The sequence below is a fragment of the Synechococcus sp. H55.10 genome (assembly GCF_047502715.1).
Taxonomy (GTDB): Bacteria; Cyanobacteriota; Cyanobacteriia; order Thermostichales; family Thermostichaceae; genus Thermostichus.
Window position 1 is genome coordinate 25,326 of sequence record NZ_JANSJJ010000049.1, and the last position, 24,188, is coordinate 49,513.

Here is a 24,188-nt window from a genome sequence, read left to right on the forward strand (position 1 = left end):
TGATTTTGGTGGTCGATTTGGGGGCTGGAAGCTTACCGAGCTGAAGTAATTGCCAAAACTGACCGGGCCTATGGCTTATGCAGCAGCAGGTAGTTGGAAGGTTAACTTGAGGTGTAGGGATGGCGGAAACCTTTGATCCTGTTCTGGGTGGGCAGCAACTGGCCGGCTCCGATCCGGTCATGGGAGGCTTGGTGGCTATTGAGCAAGACCTAGCCAGTCCCGATCTGGAAGTGCGAATCCGAGCGATTGAGGAAGCGCTCCAATATGGCGAAAAAGGGGCTCAACTTGTTATCCAAACCGTCATGCAAAAAGGTTTGGCTTGGAAAGTTCAATTTGCAGCCTGGAAAACACTGCTGGAGTCAGCGGATCCGGAGCTTGTGCAGGTAGCAAAAGCGCATCCGCTTCCTCTCCGTAAAGTCGAAGATATCCAAGCCAGATACAGAGCCGGAGAGCGAGACTTCCGCTGGGCTGACCTGAGGGGAGCCAGTCTAGATAGGCCTGACTTAAGTGGGGCAGACTTGAGGGGAGCCGACCTAGGGAAAGGAGAGAGGGGGGGAGCAGCCTGTCTGTACCAGGCTGACCTGAGCCGGGCTGATCTGAGCTGGGCTAACCTGAGCGAGGTATACCTAGAGGGGGCCAACCTAAGCCGGGCAAACTTGAAAGCAGCACGCCTGAGCAGGGCCAAGCTGAGCCGCGCAAACCTGAGTGCAGCATACCTAGGCGAGGCCGACTTAGAGGGGGCCGATTTGCGCTCCGCAAACCTAAGCCGAGCCTACTTAAGGGGAGCGAACCTGGACAACGCCAACTTAACCGAAGCCGATCTGAGTGAAGCTAGCCTGGCGGGGGTCAACCTCAGGCAAGCCAACTTGAGGGGGGTTAACCTGAGCCGGATACGTCAGGCATGTCTGAGAGGATCCAACCTGAGCGGAGCTAACCTAAACGGAACATATCTGCGAGGGGTCGATCTAAGCGAGGCCAGCTTGGCCCAGACCTATCTGAGAGGATTAGACCTCAGTGGGGCCAACCTCAGCGGAGCCAACCTGAAGGGGGCCAATTTGAAGCAGGCTAACTTGAGAGCAGCCAACCTCAACGGAGCCAACTTGAGCGGGGCTGACCTGAGCCAGGCTGATCTCAGCGGAGCCAACTTGAGCGGGGCCGACTTGAGCCGGGTCAGCCTAGAGGGATCCCTAGTCTCTGCCGAAACTCAGATGGATCCCAAGTGGCGGCTGGTCTGGGAGATTGTTAACGGCCAGGCTGATGTGAAAAACCTCAGCGGGGCCGACTTAAGGGCAGCAGACCTGAGGGGGGCAAACCTGGAAGGAGCCGACCTGAGCGGGGCAGACCTGCAGGAGGCAGACTTGCTGAACGTTTCTCTCAAGGGAGCAAACCTAACGGGCGCAAAACTAAGTCCCGGCTGGGATCGATTTGCTGACTTGAGCGGGGCCATCCTCCCCGACGGAACCATCCATCCCTAGCAGGCCCGACTAATGTTCAGCTTCACCGAGGTGGGTCTAGATCGGAATGACCGTAATCCCACTTTCCAAAACACGTTATCGATGGTTTGGGTATTTTCCGTATCTTTAACTACAGATTTTTCGGTAGGATTGATCGTGTAGAGCTCCTGATGCTGGAGAGCAGCCTCATGAATGCAGCCGCTGAAAGGGGTGGGGTGAGTCTCCTTGCCCGCCATCGCCACAACATGGCAGCTTCCCTGGCCCATCGTTTGGCAGCAGCCAGAGCGGCCAACAACACCCGCTTGGTGGAATTGTTAGAGCAAGAGGAGCGGCAACTGGCAGCCGAGTACGGCAGCAGGGATCCTTCCTCTCCAGCGCTGTTTGGAGGATGGCGCCGCCTTTGGCAGAGCCTAAAAGCGGTTTTGACGGCTTGCGATGAGCTGCGCGTGCGTCAATGGGTAGATGGTAGCGGCAGGGTCTGGTGGTCTGTCCAAGACCCGATCACAGGGGAGCGGCTGTGCACCCATTCCGATGGGGAGTTGATGGATTGGATCGAGCAGCACTGCCGGGACAATTAGTCTCCTCTCTGCGCTAAGCTGGGGCGACGACATCTGAGGAGCCGAGTTGATAGGATCGCAGGGGTTGTTTATTAGCTTTGGGAGATGTGAGATGGTTTGGCAGTTGTTGACGTGGCCGGCCCAAAGCTTGCTTTGGCTAGCGGAGCAAATTCAAGAACGCGCCGAAGCACAACTGGATAACAAAGAAAACCTGCAAAAAGAGCTTACAGCCTTGCAAATCCAGCTAGATTTGGGAGAAATTGACGAAGACACCTACGCCCGCCGAGAAGAAGAGATTTTGTTGGCCCTGGAAGCCCTAACCCAGGCAGAACGAGCAGCCGAAGCACAAAGTGCTGATGGCGAGTTGGCAGGGGATCCCTGAACTTTGCGAGGGGGCAGAACATGGGAGAATGGGCTTCTGTACACCCCCATCTTTCCTAACCTGGGCTGTTTTCAATGACTGAATCGCATGAAACCTTGATGCTCCGCGACGAGCAGAACCAGCCTCTCAAGTGCGAGATTCTGCGGCAGGTGGTCATCGATGGGCAGACCTATGCCCTGGTCACTCCTGTCGATGCCGTGATCAAAGTGCTGGTTTGGGAAGGGGAACCCAACCAGGCGGTGAACGGAGACGCCGACATGGAAGGGATCCTGGACGAGCCGGATCCGGAAGAGCTACAGGCTGCCATCCCCACCATCCAGGCGGTCTTGGGGGAGTTGAACCTGACCTTGCAGCAGAATGGCTTTGACATCCTTACGGTTCAGGGAGAGCTGCCCCCCGTTGAAGAGGAAGATGTGTTCGAGCTGGGCGAGAGCGAAGAAGATGCCCAGGAGTTTCAACTGCTGGCTACGTTTTTCTACCAAGAGAAGAAATACGGCATCTTTGCTCCCCTGGATCCCGTTTTGATCTATGCTGCTTTGCCCGAGGAAGGGGATCCCTATCTGCTCACCCCGGATGAGCCTCCAGAGCTTTTCGATCAGCTCTATGCTCTGCTGCTGGATCTGGACGAGGAATGGGAAGGCGAGGATGACGAAGAAGAGGAGGACGAAGATTAGGCCGTGAGTGAACCCTCAAGGGTTGGGTAGCGACCAGGAGCAACAGGGATGCAGCCGGTTGATCTGACCACCCTGCGTGCGGTGCTGGCGGATCTGACGGGGGCAGCGGCAGGGCGGGATTCTTGGTTGCCCGCCCGCGTGGAATGGGTCCAACAGACCGATCTGTGGACGGTGGTCATCGGTTTGCGCACGCTCACTGCCCGCCCCTGCCTGCTGTTGTGCTGGCATCCCCAAGCGGCGCGTCTCCACCTCTGTCAGCCTCCTGCCAAAGAGCCGGACGGCTTTCAATTTAGCCAGTTTCTCCAACGGCAACTGAGGGGTTTGGCGCTGACGGAGCTGGCTCTCACAGACGAGTGGGAACGGGTGATCGACTGTCGCTTTGCCCCTCGGCCCGGGGATCCCCCGCAGCGCCATCTCTACCTAGAGGTGATGGGCAAGCACAGCAACGCCATTTTGGTGGACGAGGCAGGCCTGATTTTGGCCAGCGGCCATGGGGTGAGCGAGCGGCAATCGCGGGTGCGTCCGGTGCAGCCGGGCCTTCCCTACGAGTCCCCTCCAGCCCTGACTGCGCCGATCCCACAGCGATCCGAGCCTTTCTCCTCTTGGCAAGAGCGCATCGCCTTGATCCCCGGCCCCATCGGCCAACGGCTGTTGCACGGTTATCGCGGTCTCAGTCGGCATTTGGTGGAAGCGATGTGTCATCAGGCTGGGATCCCGCCGCAGACCCCCAGCGATCACCTGTCTGTCCATGATTGGCAGGCGCTGTTTGCCAGGTGGCAGGACTGGCTCACCCGTCTGGAAACAGGCCGGTTTGAGCCGGCGCCCACTCCCCAGGGATACACCGTCCTCGGTTGGGCAAGCCGTCCCGTCAGCCCCCCGACGGAGTCCTTGCACCAACTTCTGGAAGACTACTACCAAGCTCAGCTCAACCGCGAACAGTTTGAGCGAGAGCGCCACCGCCTGCTGCAAAAGGTGTCCACCCTGCTGAAAAAGCTCTATCAGCGGCGAGAGCAATTTGAGACGATGCTGGCCGAATCCACCCAAGCGGAAGCCTCGAAACGAGCTGCCGACTTGTTGATGGCCCACCTCCACCTCTGGCGGCCAGGGCTGCACCACATCGAGCTGCCAGATTTTGCCAGCGGCCAGACGGTCAAGATCCCGCTCGACCCGGAGAAAAATGCCATTCTCAATGCCCAAGCCTACTACCGCAAGCACCGCAAACAAAAACGGGCTCAGGAAGCTGTGCGGCCTTTGCAAGAGGCGGTAGAGCAGGAGATCAGATACCTGGAGCAGGTGGAAGCGTCTCTGCAGCATCTGGAAACCTATCGGGATCCCCAAGACTTGGCCGCCCTCAAGGAAATTGAGACCGAGCTGATCCAACAGCGCTACTTGGAGAGTCCTGCTCGCCACAGCGGGACAGAATCCTCACGGATGGGATCAAAGCATTCCCCACCACAACCCTTCAACCCCCATCGCTTTACCAGCCCCAGTGGCTTCCCCATCTGGGTGGGGCGCAACAACCTGCAAAATGACCAACTGACCTTTCGCGTGGCCCAGGAACACGATTGGTGGTTTCACGCCCAGGAGATCCCCGGCAGCCATGTGCTGCTGCGCTTGCCCCCCGGCGCCGTGGCCGAAAGCGAGGATCTGCAGGCGGCTGCCGATTTGGCGGCTCATTTCAGCCGCGGTCGCCTCAGCGAACAGGTGCCGGTGGTGTATACCCGCCCGAAATGGGTGTTCAAACCGAAGGGATCCCCGCCCGGCATGGTTGTCTACAAACAGGAGCAGGTGCTTTGGGGCCGCCCCAGCCGTGCTCAATGCCTCATCGCCTCAGCCCTCGCGCAACACTGACGCTGTTTTCGGTCAGGTGGCTGTAACAGGCATCTTTAGGGAAGAACGCTGAGGGAGTGGCTGGCGCTGCGGCCATAGCGGCTGGGATCGTACATTTCTTCCGCCAGGGCAGGGGCCACCTGGAACTGGCCGGGGATCTCTGGACGGAAGAGGTAGACGAACTCGTGGCGGCCCTGCCTGAGCTCGGTGCTGAAGAAGGCCACGCGGTCGTCGCGGTTTTCTTGATGGGTCCAAAACCAGTCCCACCAGTAGTCGGGGGCCGAGCCGGTGAGCAGCCGCGGATCCTGGGAGGTGATCTCGGCGCCGCTGGGCAAGGGATCCTCGATCACCACATAGTGGCTATCGCGCTCAGCTTCCACCGTCAGCCGGGCCAGGAGCACCTCGCCGGCGCGCACCGCCTCGCCGGGGCGCAGGAGCTGTTCTCGGTAGCGGATCTCTCCATTGGCTTGGGGTTGGGGCTGTAGGCGGAAGTAGCTGCGGCCGACGGCAAAGCCTTGGCTTTGAGAGGGCAGAGGGTTGGGAACAAAAGCTTCTCCCCTCAAGCTGTAGTAGAGGGGGCCGGGGCCGGATTTTTCCAAACGCAGGCGGCTCAGGGTGCTCACCTCGGCGTCGTCCCAGTCCAGCACTTGGCGGGGATCCGCACCGCCGGCCTGCCAACGCGCCAGTTCAGCTCCGCTCACCTCCTCCAACACCCGCACCTGGCCGGGGCCAGGCTGTTGCTGTTGCTGGGCTTGGTAGTAGGCCACCAGGCCCAGGAGGGCGTCGGCGGTGGCTTTGGTGGTGCGCCAGCGGTTGTCCTGCCGCTGCTGGAGAAGGGCGGTGGCGATCTCGCCAGCGCGGCCATCCTGCAGGCGCACGGCCAGTTGCAAGAGGGGCCCGGCCACCTCCAGGTCGTCGTAGGTGGAGCGCTCGCCGGTTGGCGGGGCGGAGGCGGCAGGAAGAAACCAGCGCCCCTGGGGATCCCTTTGCCGCCGCTCTAGAACCTCATCCAGAGCCGCTTGGGCGGGATCCCGCTGGCCCTGTTGCAGGGCGGCCAGCCCGCGGTAGGCCAGGCCAAAGGTGGAAAGCTGCGGCGGCGGCGGCAGCTCGGCAGTCACCAGCGCCGGATCCCAGAGGGCCAGGCTGTAGGCCACAAAGGCCCGCAGATCGGGGGAGAGGGGTTGGAACTGCTGCCCAGCCAGGTACTCCAAAGCCCGCTGCACCCGCCACTCCTTGAGGGCATAGCCAGCGGCCTGGGCGAGATGATAGCCCTGCAGGATGTAGGCGGTCAGGTAGGGGTTGCTGGTGTCGTAGGCCCACCAGCCCCAGCCGCCGTCGTAGTTCTGGGAGTCCTCCAGCCGCTGCAGGCCGGCTCGAACCACCCGCGGCAGCCGCTCCAGGGTGGGCGAGCGCAGGTTCAAGCCCAACTGCTTGCTGGCCTGGGCCACCGCCAAGGCGGGCAAAAAGCGGCTCAAGGTCTGCTCGGTGCAGCCGTAGGGGAACTGGACGAGATAGTCCAACGGCCCCAAAAGCTCCGCTGCCGGGCTGGCGGCCAGTTCCAGATGCAGGTGTCGGGATCCCGGCACCCAAGTGGCCGGCCAATCCAAAGGCAGCTCAAGGCTGTTCGCCTGCAGCCGCCCCGTTTGGAAGAAGCGGTGTACTGCTCCCAAGGGCTGGCTGGGGATCCGCAGTTGCAGCGCATCCTGCAGCCCCTCCCCTTGCGCCCAAACCCGCACAGGGGTATCGCCGGCCCCCAGCACCTGCAGCGGCCATTCCACCCGCTCCGCCCCTTGGGCGGGCACGGTCAGGCGTTGCCGTTGGGAGCCCTGCACTTCTAGGTTTCCGGGCACTTCCAGCCCCACTTCCACTGCTTGGGCTTGACCGGTGCGGTTTTGCACGATGGCCGCCAAGGTGAGCCGATCCCCCACCCGGAAAAAGCGGGGGGTGGCCAGGCGCACCAAGAGGTCTTTGCTGACAGCGACGGTGGCTAGGGCGGAGCCCACCTGGGTGTCGGCGGTGGCGGCGCGGGCGGTCAAGCGCCAGGTAGTCAGGTTGTCCGGCCAGCGCACCTGGACCTGGGCTAAGCCATCGGCATCGGTCACCAAATCCGGGAACCAGGCGGCGGTATCGCGAAAGTCTTCCCGCACCTGGCCGGCCAGCTTGTCGGCACCACCGGGGTATTGCTGAGGGAAAGAGGTGGTGGTGGTAACTTGGTTGTCCTGGCGCCCGTAGAAGAAGCGGCGGATATCGGGGGTGAAGTCGGGCCGCAGCAGGTAGAGGGCGTTGTCCACGATCCCCAACCCCACCTCGGCGCTGACCGGCTGCCCTTGGGCGTTGCGGGTGCGGATTTGAATTTGGGCCGTCTCCCCTGGTTGATAAGTGGGTTTATCCGTCTGCAGCTCCACCTGCAAAAAGCGATCCAACGGCGAGACCCGCAGCAGAGCCTCGTTCTGGTACAGCCGCCGCTCCGGGCCGAGGACGGTGGCGGTGACGTAGAGGTTGGGGCGATACTCCTCCCGGATGGGCAGGCGCAGGGTGGCCGTATGCCCCTGCAGGCGCAGCACCTGTACCTGGTGCAGCCGGGATCCCTCCAGACCCACCAGCACCGGCAGATCCGGCAGCGGCGAGACGATCAGGAGCTGGGCCTCTTCCCCCACTTCGTAGATCTGGCGATCCGCCACCACCTCCAGGCTGGGCAGGGATCCCCAACTTGGCAGGGGGTTGCCCGGCTCCACCACCCAGAGATGGTCTACCTCCTGCACGCGGTAGCGACGAGGATCCTGGGCCGTCAGCCGCACCCGGTAGTCTCCCGGCTCCAGGTCGGCGGGCAGGCGCAGAACCAGGCTGCCCTCGCCGTTGACAACCTGAAAAGATTGCCGCAGCAGAGTGGCTTGCCGTCGGTAGACGCTGCTCTGGGGATCCCAGCGCCAGCGCTCCAGGCTCAGCTCCCCGGCGGTGCTGACCGGTTGGCCGTCGTAGTCGCGGGCTTGCAGCCGGTAGGTGATGACATCCCCTGGAGCGGGCAGGTGGCGATCGGCCTCGGCAAAGAGGGCAAATTGGCCGGCCGTCACCCAGGCCCGCGCCGTTCCGGTCACGCTGCGGCGGCTGATATCGCTCACCTCCACCTCGATGCGCAACTGCTGCACCTCCTGCGGGCCCCAGTAGCTGTCTTCCTCCCAGTCCAGATCCTGCAACAGGCGCTCCAGGCGAAACTCCGCCCGCCCCTGGGCATCCGTCACCCCTGCTCCTTCCGCCACCAGCCCCCCGTAGCCGCCGTAGTAGCCCTGCTCCTCTCCCAGGTCGCCGGCAAAATAGTCTTCTGCCCCCGAATGGGGCAACAGCCCGTAGCGCAGGCTCCAGTCGGGGCTGCTGTAAACCCAGTAGCGAAGCTGGGCAGCGGCCACCGGCGCCCCGAAAAGATACTCGGCCTCCACCTGTACCTTCAGGGATCCCCCCCGCACCAGCCAAGGCCGGTCGGGCACCACCCTCACCTCAAACTCCGGTTTGCGGTAGGCTCCCACCTCAAAGGCGGTGTACTCGCGGCTGGATCCCTGCGGCCCGGCCACCCGCCACTCCAGGCCGTAGCTGCCCAGGGGGGTTTCCTCCGGCAATTGAAACTGCCCGTGGACGCTGCCGAAAGCGTTGGTGGCCAGGGTTTGCTCGCCCAGCACATCGCCGTCGGGGGCGGTGAGGGTTACTTGCACCGGCTGGCCTGCCGAGGTGAGGCGGTCGTGCTCCCGCACCAGGGCGCGAAAATAGACCGTCTGGCCGGGGCGGTAGAGGGGACGATCCGTGTAGGCGTAGATGCGGTGGGGCTGGTTCCAGCCATAGGCATAGCTGCGGGACAAAGCCTGCAACGTGTTGTCGGCGCTGTGGCCATAGACCACCAGCGAGGATCTCTCCCCTGTCGGCAAGCTAAACCGGGCCAGCCCCTCCTCGTCGGTGGTGGCAATGAGGGGATCCCTCCACTCCCCAAAAACTTGGATCTGGATCCCCGGCAGAGGACGCAATTCCCGCAAATGCACCGCCTGCACCACCAACTGGCTGGCATCCTGTTTCTGGATGAGGCCCAGGTCACTCACCAAAAGCCACTCCCCCGACCAAGGCAGCGGCGCCGCCGCCTGCCGCGGCTGTTGGCCTTCCGCCTCCAGCCAGTAGGCCCCCGGCGGCAGGATCCCCAGCTCCAGGGTGCGGGTCAGCTCTTCTCCCCCCAGCGGCTGCTGCCAACGGCGCACCAGCTCTCCTCGCAGGATGGAATACAAATCCGGAGCCAGGGATCCATAGCCAGCATCGGCCAGATCCCGCAAGAAAGGGGATCCTTCCAAATCAGCCAGGGAAAAGCGGTAGAGGGCAAACTGCACCGCTCCCAGGCCACTGGCCCGCCACTGCAGCCGTGCCGGCTCTGCGGTCGTGAACACCGAGCTGAGGCTGTAGAGGTAGAGGCTGGGGGGCAGAAGCTGCGGGCGTAGGAGAGGAGCAGAAGCTATCGCCCCTTCCCGCACCTGCACGGGTCTCTCGCTGGAGACCGTCTCTAGGCCGGATCCCCGCACCGTCACCCGGTATTCCCCAACGGGCAGCCGCTCCAGGCGGTACTCGCCCTCCGCAGACGGGCTGATGCTGCGGCTCACCGGGCCGGCGGCAATCACCTGGACGTTCCCCGGCGCCACCCCTGCCGGCAGCTCCACCCGCCCCAGCAGGGATCCCGTCGGCTGTTCCGAAAGCAAGACCGCCAGCCCCACTCCCAAAAACACCACCAGGGCCACCAACCACCGCCGCAGCATGGATCCCTTCCTCCTCCCGATGGGTTCTGGTTGCCCTGGGGATTCAGTCGCTACTTCACCAGCTCAAACACGTTGAACATGGGCAGGTACATGGCCACGATGATGCAGCCCACCATCCCGCCCAAGATCACGATCATCAGCGGCTCGATCAAGCTGGTGAGGGCGCGCACCGCCTCCTCCACCTCCAGCTCGTAGAAGTCCGCCGTCTTCATCAACATGGCATCCAGCTCCCCCGTCTCTTCGCCCACGCTGATCATCTGGATGGCCATGATTGGGAAGACCTTGGCCTTATCCAGGGCCGGCGCGATCTGCCCCCCCTCCGAGATGGATTGGCGGGCGGCGTCGATGGCGTTGGCCACCACCTGGTTGCCGGAAGTGTCGCGCACGATCTCCAAAGAAGTCAGCACCGGCACCCCGGAGCGGGTGAGGGCCCCAAAGGTGCGGCAAAAACGGGCCACCGCCGATTTCTGGATCAGGTCGCCGAAAATGGGGAGCTTGAGGGCCAGAGCATCAATGGTCTCCTTGCCGGCGGGGGTGCGGTAAAAGCGCTGGAAAGCAAAAAAGACCGCCACCAAAAAGCCCACCAGGCCCAAGCTGTACTGGGGGGTGCGCAGAAACTTGCTGATGTTGATAAAAAACTGGGTAAAGGCGGGCAGCTCCCCCCCCAAGTCGTTGTAGATGCTCTCAAAAGTGGGCAAGATGAACAGCACCATGCCCAAAAAGATTAAGACGGCCAAAATGGTCACCACCACCGGGTAGGTCATGGCCGATTTAATCTGCTTCTGCAGGCGATCCATGTCCTCCAGCAGCTTGGCCAGCCGGTTGAGCACCTCGTCGAGCACACCGCCCACCTCCCCCGCCTGCACCATGCTGCAGTAGAGGCCGTCAAAGGCATCCGGATAAGGGCGGATGGAATCGGACAGGTTCTTCCCCGCCTCCACTTCCGCTCGAATCGCCCGCAGGTATTTCTTGAGCTTGGGGTTGCCGGTCTGCTCCTCCATAATGGTTAGGGAGCGCACCATCGACACGCCGGCGTTGATCAGGGCAGCAAATTGCCGCGAGAACACCGCCTTGTCGCGAATGTCGATGGATCCCATCATCGAGAAATCAAAAGAGGTATCCAGGGAGAAGAAGGGCTTTTCTTCCTGGATGTCTTCCTGTTTGGCAAAAACGCCCTCGCGGCGCAGCCGTGCGCGGGCCTCGGTCAAATTGTTGGCCACCACTGTCAGGCGCACCGGCTGACCGGCCTTTAGCCCCCGAACCTTGTAGCGCGGCATGGCTTACCCCTGCTTGGATCGTTAGTTCGACACGCCGGAATGGGATCCCTTGGCTCAGTCTCGCAACCTTAGACAAACCGACGCTCTCTTCAGCTAGAGCTTAGCTACAAATGGGGCCGGCGGCCAGAGGTTGGCGAGGAACTCTCAGCCAGGGATCCCTGGAGCCAGCGTTTAGCGACGGGCGGCAGCCGCTGCGGGCCGCTGGTGTTGAGCTGCCGCGGCTGGCGATGGCCCGGTGACGTTGCCCAAAAGTCGCTGCAACTCCTCAGGGCGAGAGGTCTTGGACATGGCCGTATCGAAGTCGATCTTGCCCTGCAGGTAGAGGTTGGCCAGATCCTGCTCCAGGGTCTTCATGCCCTGCTTACCCCCTGTCTGGATGGCCGAGTAGATCTGGGCGGTCTTGCCCTCCCGAATCAAGTTGGCGATGGCCGGCGTCACCACCATGATCTCCTGCACCAGCACCCGCCCCGGTTCTCCTGGCTTGGGGTTGAGGCGGCGGGCCAAAGTTTGCGAGAAGACGGCTTTGAGGGAGTTGGAGAGCTGCACGCGGATTTGTTGCTGTTGCTCCGGCGGGAACACGTCCACCAGGCGATCCACCGTCTGGGCAGCAGAGCTGGTGTGCACCGTGGCAAAGCAGAGGTGGCCCGTCTCGGCGGCGGTAATGGCCAACTGGATGGTTTCCAGATCCCGCATCTCCCCGATCAGGATCACATCCGGATCCTCCCGCATGGCCGCCCGCAGGGCGTTGGCAAAGCTCTTGGTGTCTTCCCCCAACTGCCGCTGGTGAACAATACTGCGAATGGGGGTGTAGATGTATTCAATAGGATCCTCGATGGTGAGGATATGCTCGGCCCGCTCGCGGTTGATCATGTCGATCATGGAGGCCAGCGTAGTGGATTTGCCGGATCCGGTGGGGCCGGTCACCAGCACCAGACCCCGTGGCAGGCGGGCGGCTTCTTTGCATACATCCGGCAGGCCCAGCTTGTCGATGTTGGGGATCTCAGAGGCCAGCGCCCGCATCGCGCAGGCATAGGTGCCGCGGTCACGATAGACGTTGACGCGGAAGCGCCCGATCCCACGCACGCCGTAGGAGCAGTCCAACTCCCAGTTCTGCTCCAGGTGTTTGCGCTGGGTGTTGTTCAACATGCTGAAGATGAGCCGCTGCACCTCTTCAGGCGTGAGGGGCTCGTGCTCTGTTGGCTGGAGTTCGCCATTGATGCGGAAGTAGGGGGGCAAACCCACCGAAATATGAATGTCGGAACCGCCCTTCTGGACGATTGCCTCCATCAAGTCTTCGATCATCAGTTGGGGCATAGGTTTGGGTTCTCCAAAGTCAGTAGAAGTCAGTAAAGCTATCTATCCAAAGAGCCGTCGGCCAAAGCGATGTTGAAAAAACAACGGTACAGGATCCCTGTCTAGGACTGTTATAGTCGGCACCTCAGCCTCGTCAAGTGACAAGCCCGGTTTTCTAAAACTTCGGCGTCAGGCAATAGGGGCAGTCCATCCAGTCTACATGCAGGGCGGCACCGCAGTTGCGGCAGGTGCTGAGAGCCTTGGCGCGGGCTTTCAGCTCGCTTTCCAATCCTTTATCGGTGAGGGTTACCCGATCCACCTCCTCCAGCGTGGTGAGGCCCTGCTTCACCAACATCAGACTGTAGGCCAACAGGGTTTTCATGCCACTTTCCACCGCTGCTTCTTTGATCACCTCCGTGGGAGCTTCTTTGTTGATCAAATCCGCCAGGCGGTCGTTCATGCGCATGAACTCATAGACCCCCACCCGGCCTTTGTAGCCCACGCCCCCGCATTTCTCGCAGATGGGCTTGCCGGTGGCCTTGCGCTGTTCCACCTCTTTGGGGGAGAGCTTGTTGGCTTTGTAGAAGGTGAGCTGCTCCCCATCACCGCTGAGGCTGAGACCATAGCGGGCCAGCTCCTCAGCGGTGGGATGGTACGGGATCCGACACTCGGTACATACCCGACGCATCAAGCGCTGGGCCAGCACCCCCAACAGCGAGCTGGAGATCATAAAAGGCTCGATCCCCATCTCCGTCAAGCGGGCGATAGCACCGGGAGCATCGTTGGTGTGCAGGGTGGTCAACACCAGGTGGCCGGTAAGGGAGGCTTCGATGGCGGTTTTGGCCGTCTCGTGGTCGCGGGTTTCCCCCACCAGGATGACATCCGGGTCTTGCCGCAAGAAGGCGCGCAGGATCATGGCAAAGTCCATGCCTTTCTCGCGGATCACCTGTACCTGGGTGATCCCCGGCAGGGAGTACTCGATGGGATCCTCAGCGGTGCTGATGTTGATGCCGGGATCGTTCACTTCCGCCAGAGCTGAGTAAAGGGTGGTGGTTTTCCCGGATCCGGTAGGCCCGGTTACCAAGATCAAACCAAAGGGTCGCCTGACAATCTCCTTAAAGCTGGCCAAAGTCTCCGGGTCGGTGATCAGCTTATCCAAACCCAGTTGGGTGGCGGAGTTGTCCAGGATGCGCAGCACGATCTTTTCCCCGTAGCGGGAAGGCAGGGTGCTGACGCGGAAGTCCACCTTGCGCCCCTTGAAGACCCGGCGAATCCGTCCATCCTGGGGCATCCGCCGCTCGGCAATGTTCAGGTTGGAGATGATCTTGAAGCGGGCAGTGAGGGCGGGGACGATCTTTTTGGGAAAGTTTTCAAAAGCCTGCCGCAGCACCCCATCCTTGCGGAAGCGGACGCGCAGGTATTCTTCCTGCGGCTCGATGTGGATGTCCGACGCCCCGTCCTGCAGCGCCTTAATCAGGATTTGGTTGGCCAGTTTGATGATCGGGGCATCGTCTGCCGACTTGAGCTGCTGCTCCAGGGATGCCTCGCTGGCCTCATCGACGGTAGTATCCTCGATGGCGTCCAGATCGATTTCGGCGGTGTTGACCACCACCTCTTCTTCCTCTTGGGCGGCAGCCGCGTCGTTGATGCCCTTGATGGCCAACAGCTCCGCCTGCGCGTCCATGTAGCGGTTGATCAGAACCTCGAAATCCCGCTGGGTGAAGACCCGCCGCTGCAGCTTCAGCCCCTGGATGCGGAAGCGCCGCTGAATGTCGTCCAGCGCCTGCAGGTTATCCGGCTTGACCATCGCCACCAGCACCTGGTTGTCTTGGCGGCGGATGGGCAAGAACTTGTAGCGGTTGCAGATGTCGAGGGGCAAGAGCGAGTCGATGAGCCCGATCATCTCCGAGATCTCCACCGGCTCCAGATCGATGTCGAGGGAGGGGATCCCGTAGATGATTTTTAGCTCAAAGAGCTGCTGCCGCTTGTAGGCCCGCTCCAGGTCGGGGGTGATCTCTCTGCCGGCAATCTCTTTGACCACCAGAGCTAGGGCCTTGCTGCCCCCTTCGCGATTGGCTTTGAGGGCATTTTGAATGTCCTGGATTTGCTTGTCGTCGGCAAAGCCCAGCTCTTTTAGCTTGCGGCCAAAGGGGGTGATGCTGGCGTTGGCGATGGCCAGGGCCTTGCTGACGCCACCACGACGAGCAGTAAAAGGAGTAGAAAGGTCGTTCATGCTGCTGGGCCACCCACCCTGTTGTTACATCAATGTCTCTATTTCACTGCACTAGGCTACAAGGGTCAACGGCGAAGACACGCAGGTCTGTGCGCCCACTCTGGGCTTAGTATGCCCCAGCTGGGCTTAAACTGGCATTCAAAACCACCTCGCCCCCTAAATTGCAGGCCCGAAGGTTGGGAGCGACGCCGGATAATTTGGAACCAGGACTCCTGTCCTGACTGCTGGGGCAGACCAGGATCGCTTCACAGAACTCGGTAGCTTTGCCAGGCTTGCCAAAAAATGTAGAGAGAAAGAATAGCCAGAAAGCCCCGAAACAGCAGGCTGACCGTTTCATCGGGCAACTTGGGCAGGGTGCGGGTGCTGATCTGCACACCGATTAACCCGCCTGTCCCCAGGATCAAGCCTGGGATCCAACGCACATTCCGGTGGATGGTGCCGTCCCCAAACCCCAGCCCATTCCAGATCCAATCGCTGAGACCCGCATGGCTGGCGGTGGCAGCAACGGCTGTGATCACGATCGCCCCCAAACTGGTTTGAATCGCCACCTTGATCGTCTCTTGCAGCAGCAGGATCTGCATGGGCACCATGATCACCCCACCGCCAATGCCGAACAGTCCGGCCAACAAGCCGGCAGCGCCACCGGTCAGGAGGCGGGCCAACCAGGGAGACATCCGCACTTGAGCAGCAGGCGAGAACTCTGTCTCCAAGGCTTGGGTGGCCACCGTTTTGCGCAGCTCCACCAGGTAAGTGTTGGCCAGCAGCAACACCCCGAAGGCGGCCAACAGCAGATGGCTGGGCATGCGGCTGGCGATGCTCGCTCCCACCTGCGCCGTGAGCAACGCCGGGATCCCCAGCCAGATGACCCGCTTCAGATCCAGCAAGCCCATGCGCCAGTTTTGGACGCTGCCCGCCATCGAGGTCATCACAATGGAAAGATTGCTGGTGGCCACAGCCTGAACTGGTGGGATCCCCAAGCTCACCTGCAAGGGCACCAGGATCGTGCCGCCGCCAATGCCCAAAAAACCGGCCAGGATCCCGGCCACCAGGCCGCCAACTGCCAAGGCCAGATTGTTTTCCATGGTTTCTGGTTCCCGACCTTGCTGATAACAAAATGCTTGTCATCGTAGCATTCTCTGTCCCCGGCAGGACTGGCAGACAACACAAACGGCCAGGGATCCCTTGGGGTGGAGCCAAAAGGGAGCACATCCTACAATGTTGGCAGTCGTACTGGCCTGGGCCTGTTGCCAATGTAGATTGCGTGAGCAGGCTGGCCTCTTCGCAGGCAAGGAAGCCTCCATGGTTGCCATCCACTCGGCAAGCGATCTGGATGCTCAGAAAAATCCGGATTCCACGGTATCCCAGCCCGCTTGGTGGCCCCTCTCTGGGCGGCCACAGGCAACTGCAGCTCCTCTACAACCCCTGGGGTTGGTCGCTCTGGAAGGCTTGGCCACCTGGGGAGAGCGCCTGTTGGGCCTGGATCGGGTGAGGGGCTATTTAGTAGAAATCCAGGAGCACAACACCCTGCTGCTCAACCCCCATCACGTCCATTCTTTCCAAGGTGCTTATGGTTTGTGGATAGAGTCAGAGGGGGAGCAAGCTTGGATCTGGCTGGCCGCGCCAGCGGGACAGAGTCGTGGCCGGGAGCAGGAGGGGCAAATCTTGCGCATTCCCATGGCCGCACTGCAGCAACCGGGATCCCTGGAAGCCTTTCAAGTGTGCGGGTGCCCCTGCCCCATCGAAGGGATCGCCCTTTGGATCGATCCCCACACAGGCAGCCGCCACCTCTATGCCACCTGCTACAAACGGGAAAAGCTCCTGCACCTGGATCCCGGTCGTGGGCTCATTGTGCAGGAGATGCCCGCCCCTGGGATTGGCCGAGAACAGATTGCGGTACAGGGAGACTACCTTTGGGTGAGCGATCGGGTGGAAGAGACGATCTACGTGCTGGAGCGCCAGACCGGGCGGGAATTGGCCCGCATCCTCACCCCTTCTCCTGGGCCGACCGGCTTGGCCCATTGGCGGGGACAACTCTGGGTGGCCTACGCCCACGAAGAAGCCTATATCCACGACAACCCCAGCGCTCCGGATCCCTTGTCGGTGGCCTTGCGCAACAAAACCTGGGTGGCCCCCCTGCGCCTGCGGCCCTTGGATCCCCCCCCAGACCCCCCTTGGGTCAGCAGCAGCAAGTCCACGGATCCCGCCATTGCTTGTTCGGTGGTTTTTCAGCCCCAGCGCCTGGGGGAGCGCGCCACCTACACCCTTTCCCACGGCTACCGGGTGGAGCTGACCTATATGGAAGAAATTGCCCAAGAAGAGCCGCGCGCCCTGCCCGATTTGGTCTGGCGGATTGCCTTGCCCTGCAACAGCCCTCGCCAACGGGTGCGCAGCCTCCACTGGGTAGGCCTGCCGTTTGAGCTGGAGGAGCAAGCCGGCCAACAGGTGGCGGTGTTTTCGCTGGGATCCCTGGGGGCCGATGAGGTGCGCCTCTTTGGCTGGCGGGCGGTGCTGGATCTCTACAGCATCAAGTACTGCATCGATCCGCTGGATGTAGAAGAGGCCGCCGTGCCCCCGGATCTGCGGGATCGCTACTTGGTGGACGATGATTACCTGGCTATGGACACTGCGATTGTCCGGGAGGCGGCGCGGCGGGCCGTCGGCAGCGAGACCAACCTGCTGCGCAAAATGCTTAACATTCGCGCCTATGTCTACGACAAGCTTTCCTACCGGGTCACCTCCCGCATCGACCCGCCGGATGAGGTTTTGCGGCGTGGCTCTGGTTCCTGCGGCGAATATGTGGGGGTGCTGCTGGCCTTGGCCCGCCTCAATGGGATCCCCTGCCGCACGGTGGGGCGCTACAAGTGTCCTCCCCACCCCGAACTGAAAGGGATCCCGCTGTTTCCCCAATACAACCACGTGTGGATCGAGTTTTACCTGCCCGGTTGGGGTTGGGTGCCGATGGAGTCAAACCCCGACGATCGGGGGGAGCGCCCCTATCCGCAGCGCTACTTTATGGGCCTGCCCTGGACCCATGCCGAGATCGCCAAAGGGATCCCGTTTGAGACGATCAACACCGATCAAGCCTCGATTGGAGAGCTAGCCATTAACCATGTGCAATTTCGCATCTTAGAAGAAATTTGAAACGGAGAACGCGCATGGACCGAGCTGCCACGTTTCACATCTTCAGGTTTGGCCCTCATGCCTGAGGATGGCAAGCGCTCTGAGGGGATCGACTGCGAGGCCGCCTAAGTGCTCTGCGGCAGCCACCCCCGCCCCCTCTCCCAAAGGGAGAGGGAAGTTGGAGCAGCGCGTTCTCGACAGCGTTGCCCAGCAATAACGACGTAACGAACTGTTTTATTGCTACTTGAAATGACTTTGTTGGTGGGGTGGACTAAGATAAAAGGCTGCGGCGGGGCTTGGCTTCGCTCCAGGCACATCCGTCCAGAGCAATCCGCTCTACCTCCGAGGCCAGCTTTAAAGCCTTCAGAGCCTGCTCCCCACCCACAGAGGGCTGATTGCCCCCGCGCACACAGTTAATGAAGTGCTCCAGCTCGGCATGGAGCTTGTCGATATTGTCGGTGTGGACTTTCTCAATCAAGCAATCCCGCTGGTAGGGCATCTGTCCGTAGTCGCTGCTGCTGCTGGCGGATCCCTGGCGATAGATGGAGATCTCGTTGTGCAAAAAATCCGCTTCTACCAAGGCATTTTTGCAGTGGACAGCAATTCTGCGCACCTTGCGGTGGGTGACCTTGCTGGCGGTGAGGGTAGCAATGACGCCGTTGGCAAAAGTGAGGGTGGCGGTGACGTAGTCGAGGTAGCCCAACTTAGAGGCGCGGTTGCCGCTGGCGGTAATTTGGGTCACAGGAGACGGGATCAGCTCCAACAACAGGTCGATGTCGTGGATCATCAGGTCAAACACCACCGACACGTCGCTGGCGCGGTCGGAATAGGGGCTGAGGCGGTGGGCCTCAAAAGCCAGCGGCTCCTCGCTTTGCAAGACTTGGCCCAGCTTCTGGAAAACGGGACTGAAGCGCTCGATGTGCCCCACCTGCAAAATACAGTTGCAATCGGCAGCTCGGTTCACCAGCGATTCTGCTTCGCTGATGCTGGCGGCGATGGGCTTTTCGATCAGCACATGGACGCCGGCCTCTAGGCAGGCCATGCCCACCTCGTGGTGGAGAACCGTTGGTACGGCGATGGCCACGGCAGCTACGTGGGGCAGCAGATCGCGGTAGTCCTCATAGAAATGAACGCGGTGGCGGCTGGCCACATCCAATCCCCGTTCCACATTGATATCGGCTACCCCCACGACCCGCACATCCTTCATCAAGCTGAACACGCGAGTGTGGTGCTGGCCCATGTTGCCGACCCCGATTACCCCAACCGGGACAGCTTGCCCTGTATAGGCCGGTGGACGGCGGGGAGAGTTGGCAGGACTCGGGCAGGATCGGTCCATGACGTTTCCACATACCTCCACCACAAGGGTTTCGCGAACCATACCCTATTTTTTGGTAACAGCGGGCAGCATTTCACGAAACGAACTTCACAAAGCTTACCATGCCTTTCTCAAATCCAGTTCAGGCCGGGGACGGGTGGCAGGCGTAGGGGTGCTCGCTCACAGGCCTGGGGGCTAAAGCAAAAGAGCGGGGTCGGCGTGGGGCGAAACCACATGCGGGCGTAAAATCCGCCGGGACTGAGGGGAAGGCCAAACCAAAGCGGGGAAAAAAAGAGAAAAGATGCCAAAACCAAGGCTACTGCCGTGATACTCGTCCCGCGCCAGAAGCGGCGATAACTCTGCCAGCCCAGCAGCACCAGCCAGGCCAGGGCCAGAGTGCTAAAGGCCAGAGCGCTCATGTAGTGGTAAATAAAAACACAGCGGCTAACTCGAAACCAGGGCAGGTAATTGGCCGCGTAGCCGATCAAAATGAAGGCTTCCAGGCCGTGGAAGCGACGGATCCCCCGCCAGACGAGCACCAAGATGGATCCCGTCCCCAGCCACCACAGCCAGGGATTGCCCAGGCCATGAACCGCTCGCCACAGGTCGCCCTGACTGCTGAAGTAGTAGGCCACGGGACGGCCCAGGATCGGCCAGGACCAGGCCCCCGCCGAAGCCAAGGGCGTGGTCAGCCAAGGACGCAAGACGGGGAACCAAGCCACCAGGGATCGCAAGCTGGTGGAGCAGTAGGGGTGAACAGGGGTGTTTTCATCCACCACGAGATCGGCATGCAGGTGCCCGCCGTAAACGGATTGGTTGATGAGCACCAGGGATCGGAAATAATTCTGGATGCCCGTCCAGCTCCAATCCAGGGTTAGCCCCTGCTGCGGGTTGAGCTGCAGGTGGGGGATCCACTGGATGGCATAAAAGGCCAGCGGGGCGAGGACGAAGCAGAACGCATAGTGCCACCAGCGCAGATGGCGGATTTGGATCAAAATGCCCAATCGTGGGATCCACTGCGGGCGCAGCCAGATCACCCCCCAGACGAGGATCCCCAGCAGGGCAAACATGAAGGCAAACCAGAGGCCATTCCACTTCACCGCAGCTGCCGCTCCCAACAGGATCCCAGAGCCGGCAAAGTGGACGGCCCGTTGCCAACCTTGGCGCTCCAGACCGCTCAGCAGCAGAATGGTGGCCGCCAGCCCAAAGGCCACCAGATACACGTTGATCAGGCCAAAGCGGGATTCCACCAGAAACACTCCATCCGTGAGCAGCAGGCTCCCGCTCAACAGGGCAAAGCCCACGTGGTAAGTGAGGCGGTAGGCCAAGCCCGTCAGCAACAAGGGGATCAGGGATCCACAAAAAGCGGTAGCGAAGCGGAACCCCCACTCATTGCGGCCAAACACCTGAATGCTGAGGGCAATGAAGTATTTCCCGAGGGGGGGATGCACATCATAGAAAGGCTCGCCGTCGAGATAATTTTGAGCAAACTTGGGGAAATACACCTCGTCGAACACCGGAGCCGGAAACTCGTCCAGCCGCCACAGGCGCAACCCCAGGCCCACCAGAAAGATCCCCAGCGCCCCCCATAGCAGCCACCGCCGCGATCCCTCTGACCCGACGCCGGACAAAGCAGGAGCAACAGTCTCTACCTCAGCAGAAGAAGTGCCAGCGGCCCGCCTACCACCCGGCAGCAGCTCGTCTCTTTCCGACCTTGCCAGCTCTGGATCGCTGGGAGAAGGAGTTGGTTTGGAAGTCATGGGCAGCAGCAAACAAGACGACGATGGGGATCCCCAGTGTTACTTTAGCCGACCGTGAAAATCTGAGCGATTTGAGAGCAAACCGCTGCTAGACTGTGGAGTTGAATACAAATACCAAAGTTGGCCAACTTCTGGCCGCTTTGCCTACGCCGGCTCTCCTGAGAGTGGGCGCTTGACATCCGGTCATCTCAGTGGGGAGAAGACATCGTGGCAACGGGTGGATATGCGTTGGTGGACAGCCTGCACCGGCACGGGGTGCAGCACATCTTTGGCTATCCGGGGGGAGCCATCCTCCCCGTCTACGACGAGCTCTACAAAGCCGAATCTCAGGGGCTGCTCAAACATTTTCTAGTTCGCCACGAACAGGCCGCGGCCCATGCTGCCGATGGCTACGCCCGCGCCACCGGCAAGGTGGGGGTGTGCTTCGCCACCTCGGGGCCAGGGGCGACCAACCTGGTGACGGGCATCGCCAACGCCATGATGGACTCTGTGCCCATGGTGGTGATCACCGGCCAGGTGCCCCGCCATTTGATCGGTACCGACGGCTTTCAGGAGACCGACATCTTTGGCATCACCCTGCCCATCGTCAAGCACTCCTACGTGGTGCGGGATCCGCGCCAAATGTCTCGGATTGTGGCCGAGGCTTTTCACATTGCTGGCACCGGGCGGCCAGGGCCGGTGCTGATCGATATTCCCAAAGATGTGGGCCTGGAAGAGTTCGACTACCAGCCGGTCACTGAGGTTAATATCCCCGGCTACCGGCCCACGGTGCGGGGCAACCCGCGCCAGATCCACGCGGCGGCCAAGCTGATTTTGCAGGCCAAGCGTCCCCTGCTCTACGTGGGCGGCGGGGCCATCATCTCCGGTGCCCATGCGGAGATTGCCGAGCTGGCCCACACCTATCAGATCCCGGTGACCACCACCCTCATGGGCAAGGGGGCCTTCGATGAGAACGATCCCCTCTCGGTGGGGATGCTGGGCATGCACGGCACTGCCTACGCCAACTTTGCCGTTACCGAGTGCGACCTGCTGATTGCAGTGGGGGCCCGCTTCGACGACCGCGTAACCGGCAAGCTGGACGAATTTGCCAAGCACGCCAAGGTGATCCACATCGACATTGACCCGGCAGAGGTGGGCAAAAACCGCGCTCCGGACGTGCCGATTGTGGGAGATGTGCGCACCGTCCTGGTGGAGCTGTTGGCGCAACTGAGCAAAATGCCCCACACCCCTGGCCAGACGCAGGCTTGGCTGGAGCGGATCGAGCGCTGGAAGCAGGACTACCCCCTGCAGGTGCCCCGCTATGAGGGTGTGATCGCCCCGCAGCAGGTGATCGATGCGTTTCGTCGCCACGCTCCCCATGCCTACTACACCACCGATGTCGGCCAGCACCAGATGTGGGCGGCGCAGTTTTTGCGCAACGGGCCGCGCCAGTGGATCTCCAGTTCTGGCCTGGGCACCATGGGCTACGGCTTCCCAGCGGCCATGGGGGTCAAAGTGGCCCTGCCCCACGCCGAGGTGATCTGCATCAGCGGCGATGCCAGCTTTCAGATGAACATGCAGGAGCTGGGCACGGTGGCCCAGTACGGCATTGCCACCAAGGTGGCCATCATCAACAATGGCTGGCAGGGCATGGTGCGCCAGTGGCAGCAGGCCTTCCACGGCGAGCGCTACTCCCACTCGGATATGGCTCCGGGCATGCCGGATTTTGTCAAGCTGGCCGAAGCCTTTGGCGTCAAGGGCATGCGCGTCGATCACCCCGATCAAGTGGACGATGCCATCCAGGAGATGCTGCGCCACGAGGGGCCGGTGCTGGCCGATTTTGTGGTCAAGCGGGATGAGAACTGCTACCCGATGGTGCCTGCCGGCAAAGCCAACTACCAGATGATTGGGCTGCCGGAAAAGCGGCAACTGGAACAGGCCGCCGAGCTCATCTACTGCCCCAATTGCGGCGCCAAAAACCCCAGCCTGCACAAGTTCTGCGCCGAGTGCGGCACCAAGCTCTAGAGCCGGCGGGCCTGGCCATTGGGTCGAGGAGGGTGGGATCCCTCTGAGAAGGGCCGCCGTTGTTTAACCGCCGCCTTTCGTGGTCATTATCAAAATTAAATCAAATATCAGGCTGATCCCTGACCTCTGGAAGAGGGGCTAGAGGTGGTGGCACAGAGTACTTACCAGGCCCACTGCGCTTGAGCCTATCAAGCAAGAGCTCACGTATAGCGGGGACTGGATTTGAACCAGTGACCTTCGGGTTATGAGCCCGACGAGCTACCAGGCTGCTCTACCCCGCGCTGTTTTTCTAGCTTAGCCCCTCCAGCAGTCAGCCGGCAAGCCTACACCTCGGGAGACTGGGTACCGGACTGCGTGGGAACTCCCCGGCCAAGCTGTGGGAGTGTCAACTGAGTTTCGCCGTTTTGGGTGGGTATTGGCTTCAGGGATCCCCGTCACACTTGGATAAGCTGGACGGTGAGGGTAAACTACCCGACTCCGACCGCTAAGCGGTACGGAGCGGGCTTTCCGTAGCCCTGCAGTTGGCAAGCCAACCACGGGCCTCTAGGCCGGTTTACAGCGACCCCCAAAAGCGCAATCACGTTGGCACCGTTCAAATCTGCATCCCCTTCCCAACCGCAGACCGGGTTCACACAGCGAAAATGCTTCCCTTCCCGTTGCCCAAGCCACAAACACTGATGGCAGGTCTGCGAGCTGTAGGCAGGTGGCACCACCACCACCTTCACCCCTGCTCTGGCTGCCTTGTAGTGCACAAACTGCCGCAACTGGTAGAACGCCCAACTATTGGCCCGCCGCCGCTCTCTCTTGCTGCGCGGCTGTTGGTTGACTCGTTCACGGATCCCGGTCAGGTCTTCCAAGGCAATAAAGCTGCGGGTGGCCTGTGCCCTAGAAACAATGGACTTGGAGATGCGGTGGTTCACCCAAGCTTGAAAACGTCTCTCCCGACCAGACAGCCGTTGCAGCAGCTCCCGACACCTGCGCCGAGTGCTGCGTGTGCCCATACTGGCCTTGCGTTGCAGAGCCGCTCTCAACCTGGAGTAGTGGTCTCTGACCTGGTTCAACTGCTGTCCATTCCAGTTCTCTCCTTCAGAGGTGTGGGCAATATCTCTCCTACCCAAGTCCACACCAATCGCCTCGGTGGTGTCTCGTGGCTCCGGTGGGTCCTGCTCCACGCCAATTTGGATGAAGTAGGAACCATCTTTGCGCTTGATGAGCGTGGCCGCTTTGGGATGAGAACCCGCCAGCATGCCGCGCTGGTAGTTACCTATATCCAGCTCAAAGCGTTCGCGTCCCTCAACGGTGGTCAGCGACACCGTCCAGTCCCTCTCCCGGAAAGAGAAGATGCGGGCATCGTAGGTCACAAAGCCAGACTTGAACGCTTTGACCGGACGATTCTTTTGCTGGGCAACCTTGCGGGCAGCGGCCAGCCTTCTGCACACCTGTTGTGCCAGGTTGCTGGATAGCCCAAAGCGGGTACGAATTGCGCGGTAGCAGAGCGATTGAAGCTT

15 protein-coding genes and 1 tRNA gene are annotated in these 24,188 nt (G+C 61.3%); 7 read left to right on the forward strand and 9 right to left on the reverse strand.

The window, feature by feature from the left end; all coding sequences use genetic code 11:
* Positions 1-119 precede the first annotated feature (119 nt).
* The 5 genes from NW858_RS04425 to NW858_RS04445 all read left to right on the forward strand — a co-directional run bounded on the left by NW858_RS04425 (position 120) and on the right by NW858_RS04445 (position 4,918).
* Entirely contained in the window at positions 120-1,475 is a 1,356-nt protein-coding gene (locus tag NW858_RS04425) for a pentapeptide repeat-containing protein (protein WP_414519973.1), read from the forward strand.
* Positions 1,476-1,642: 167 nt separating this feature from the next.
* On the forward strand, positions 1,643-2,032 hold the full coding sequence (locus NW858_RS04430; RefSeq protein WP_414368785.1) for a hypothetical protein: 390 nt from the start codon (positions 1,643-1,645) through the stop codon (positions 2,030-2,032).
* A 91-nt stretch (positions 2,033-2,123) separates the two neighbouring features.
* On the forward strand, positions 2,124-2,393 hold the full coding sequence (locus NW858_RS04435; RefSeq protein WP_414334125.1) for a gas vesicle protein GvpG: 270 nt from the start codon (positions 2,124-2,126) through the stop codon (positions 2,391-2,393).
* A 74-nt stretch (positions 2,394-2,467) separates the two neighbouring features.
* The gene (locus NW858_RS04440; RefSeq protein ID WP_414334123.1) at positions 2,468-3,067 is read left to right on the forward strand and encodes a DUF3727 domain-containing protein; all 600 of its coding nucleotides are present in this window, start codon (positions 2,468-2,470) and stop codon (positions 3,065-3,067) included.
* Between the two features lie 48 nt (positions 3,068-3,115).
* Positions 3,116-4,918, forward strand: coding sequence for an NFACT family protein (locus NW858_RS04445; protein ID WP_414519975.1), 1,803 nt, complete (start codon positions 3,116-3,118; stop codon positions 4,916-4,918).
* Between the two features lie 35 nt (positions 4,919-4,953).
* Here NW858_RS04445 and NW858_RS04450 read toward each other — a convergent pair whose 3' ends face one another.
* The 5 genes from NW858_RS04450 to NW858_RS04470 all read right to left on the reverse strand — a co-directional run bounded on the left by NW858_RS04450 (position 4,954) and on the right by NW858_RS04470 (position 15,563).
* Positions 4,954-9,678, reverse strand: coding sequence for an alpha-2-macroglobulin family protein (locus NW858_RS04450; protein ID WP_414519977.1), 4,725 nt, complete (start codon positions 9,676-9,678; stop codon positions 4,954-4,956).
* Positions 9,679-9,728: 50 nt separating this feature from the next.
* Entirely contained in the window at positions 9,729-10,955 is a 1,227-nt protein-coding gene (locus NW858_RS04455; protein ID WP_414334118.1) for a type II secretion system F family protein, read from the reverse strand.
* Positions 10,956-11,126: 171 nt separating this feature from the next.
* Positions 11,127-12,269, reverse strand: coding sequence for a type IV pilus twitching motility protein PilT (locus NW858_RS04460; protein WP_414368780.1), 1,143 nt, complete (start codon positions 12,267-12,269; stop codon positions 11,127-11,129).
* Between the two features lie 154 nt (positions 12,270-12,423).
* Positions 12,424-14,481 (reverse strand): GspE/PulE family protein, encoded by a 2,058-nt coding sequence (locus tag NW858_RS04465; protein WP_414519980.1) that lies wholly within the window; start codon positions 14,479-14,481, stop codon positions 12,424-12,426.
* A gap of 245 nt (positions 14,482-14,726) precedes the next feature.
* Entirely contained in the window at positions 14,727-15,563 is an 837-nt protein-coding gene (locus NW858_RS04470) for a sulfite exporter TauE/SafE family protein (RefSeq protein ID WP_414334112.1), read from the reverse strand.
* 217 nt (positions 15,564-15,780) lie between these two features.
* Between NW858_RS04470 and NW858_RS04475 the strand changes: the two genes are divergently transcribed.
* Positions 15,781-17,622 (forward strand): transglutaminase domain-containing protein, encoded by a 1,842-nt coding sequence (locus tag NW858_RS04475; RefSeq protein WP_414519982.1) that lies wholly within the window; start codon positions 15,781-15,783, stop codon positions 17,620-17,622.
* Positions 17,623-17,872: 250 nt separating this feature from the next.
* On the opposite strand, the gene NW858_RS04480 is transcribed toward NW858_RS04475, so the two are convergent.
* Both NW858_RS04480 and NW858_RS04485 read right to left on the reverse strand, forming a co-directional pair.
* On the reverse strand, positions 17,873-18,937 hold the full coding sequence (locus tag NW858_RS04480; protein WP_414334108.1) for a Gfo/Idh/MocA family oxidoreductase: 1,065 nt from the start codon (positions 18,935-18,937) through the stop codon (positions 17,873-17,875).
* Positions 18,938-19,047: 110 nt separating this feature from the next.
* The gene (locus tag NW858_RS04485; protein ID WP_414519984.1) at positions 19,048-20,676 is read right to left on the reverse strand and encodes a phospholipid carrier-dependent glycosyltransferase; all 1,629 of its coding nucleotides are present in this window, start codon (positions 20,674-20,676) and stop codon (positions 19,048-19,050) included.
* A gap of 177 nt (positions 20,677-20,853) precedes the next feature.
* Here NW858_RS04485 and ilvB point away from each other — a divergent pair, with 177 nt between their 5' ends.
* A complete protein-coding gene (gene ilvB / locus NW858_RS04490; protein WP_414334131.1) occupies positions 20,854-22,680 on the forward strand; it encodes a biosynthetic-type acetolactate synthase large subunit in 1,827 nt (608 codons plus the stop codon).
* 207 nt (positions 22,681-22,887) lie between these two features.
* Here ilvB and NW858_RS04495 read toward each other — a convergent pair.
* Together NW858_RS04495 and NW858_RS04500 are read right to left on the reverse strand one after the other, a co-directional pair.
* Positions 22,888-22,961 (reverse strand) — tRNA-Met (locus tag NW858_RS04495).
* Positions 22,962-23,147: 186 nt separating this feature from the next.
* On the reverse strand, positions 23,148-24,188 hold a 1,041-nt coding region (locus NW858_RS04500), incomplete at its 5' end, for an RNA-guided endonuclease InsQ/TnpB family protein (RefSeq protein WP_414519986.1).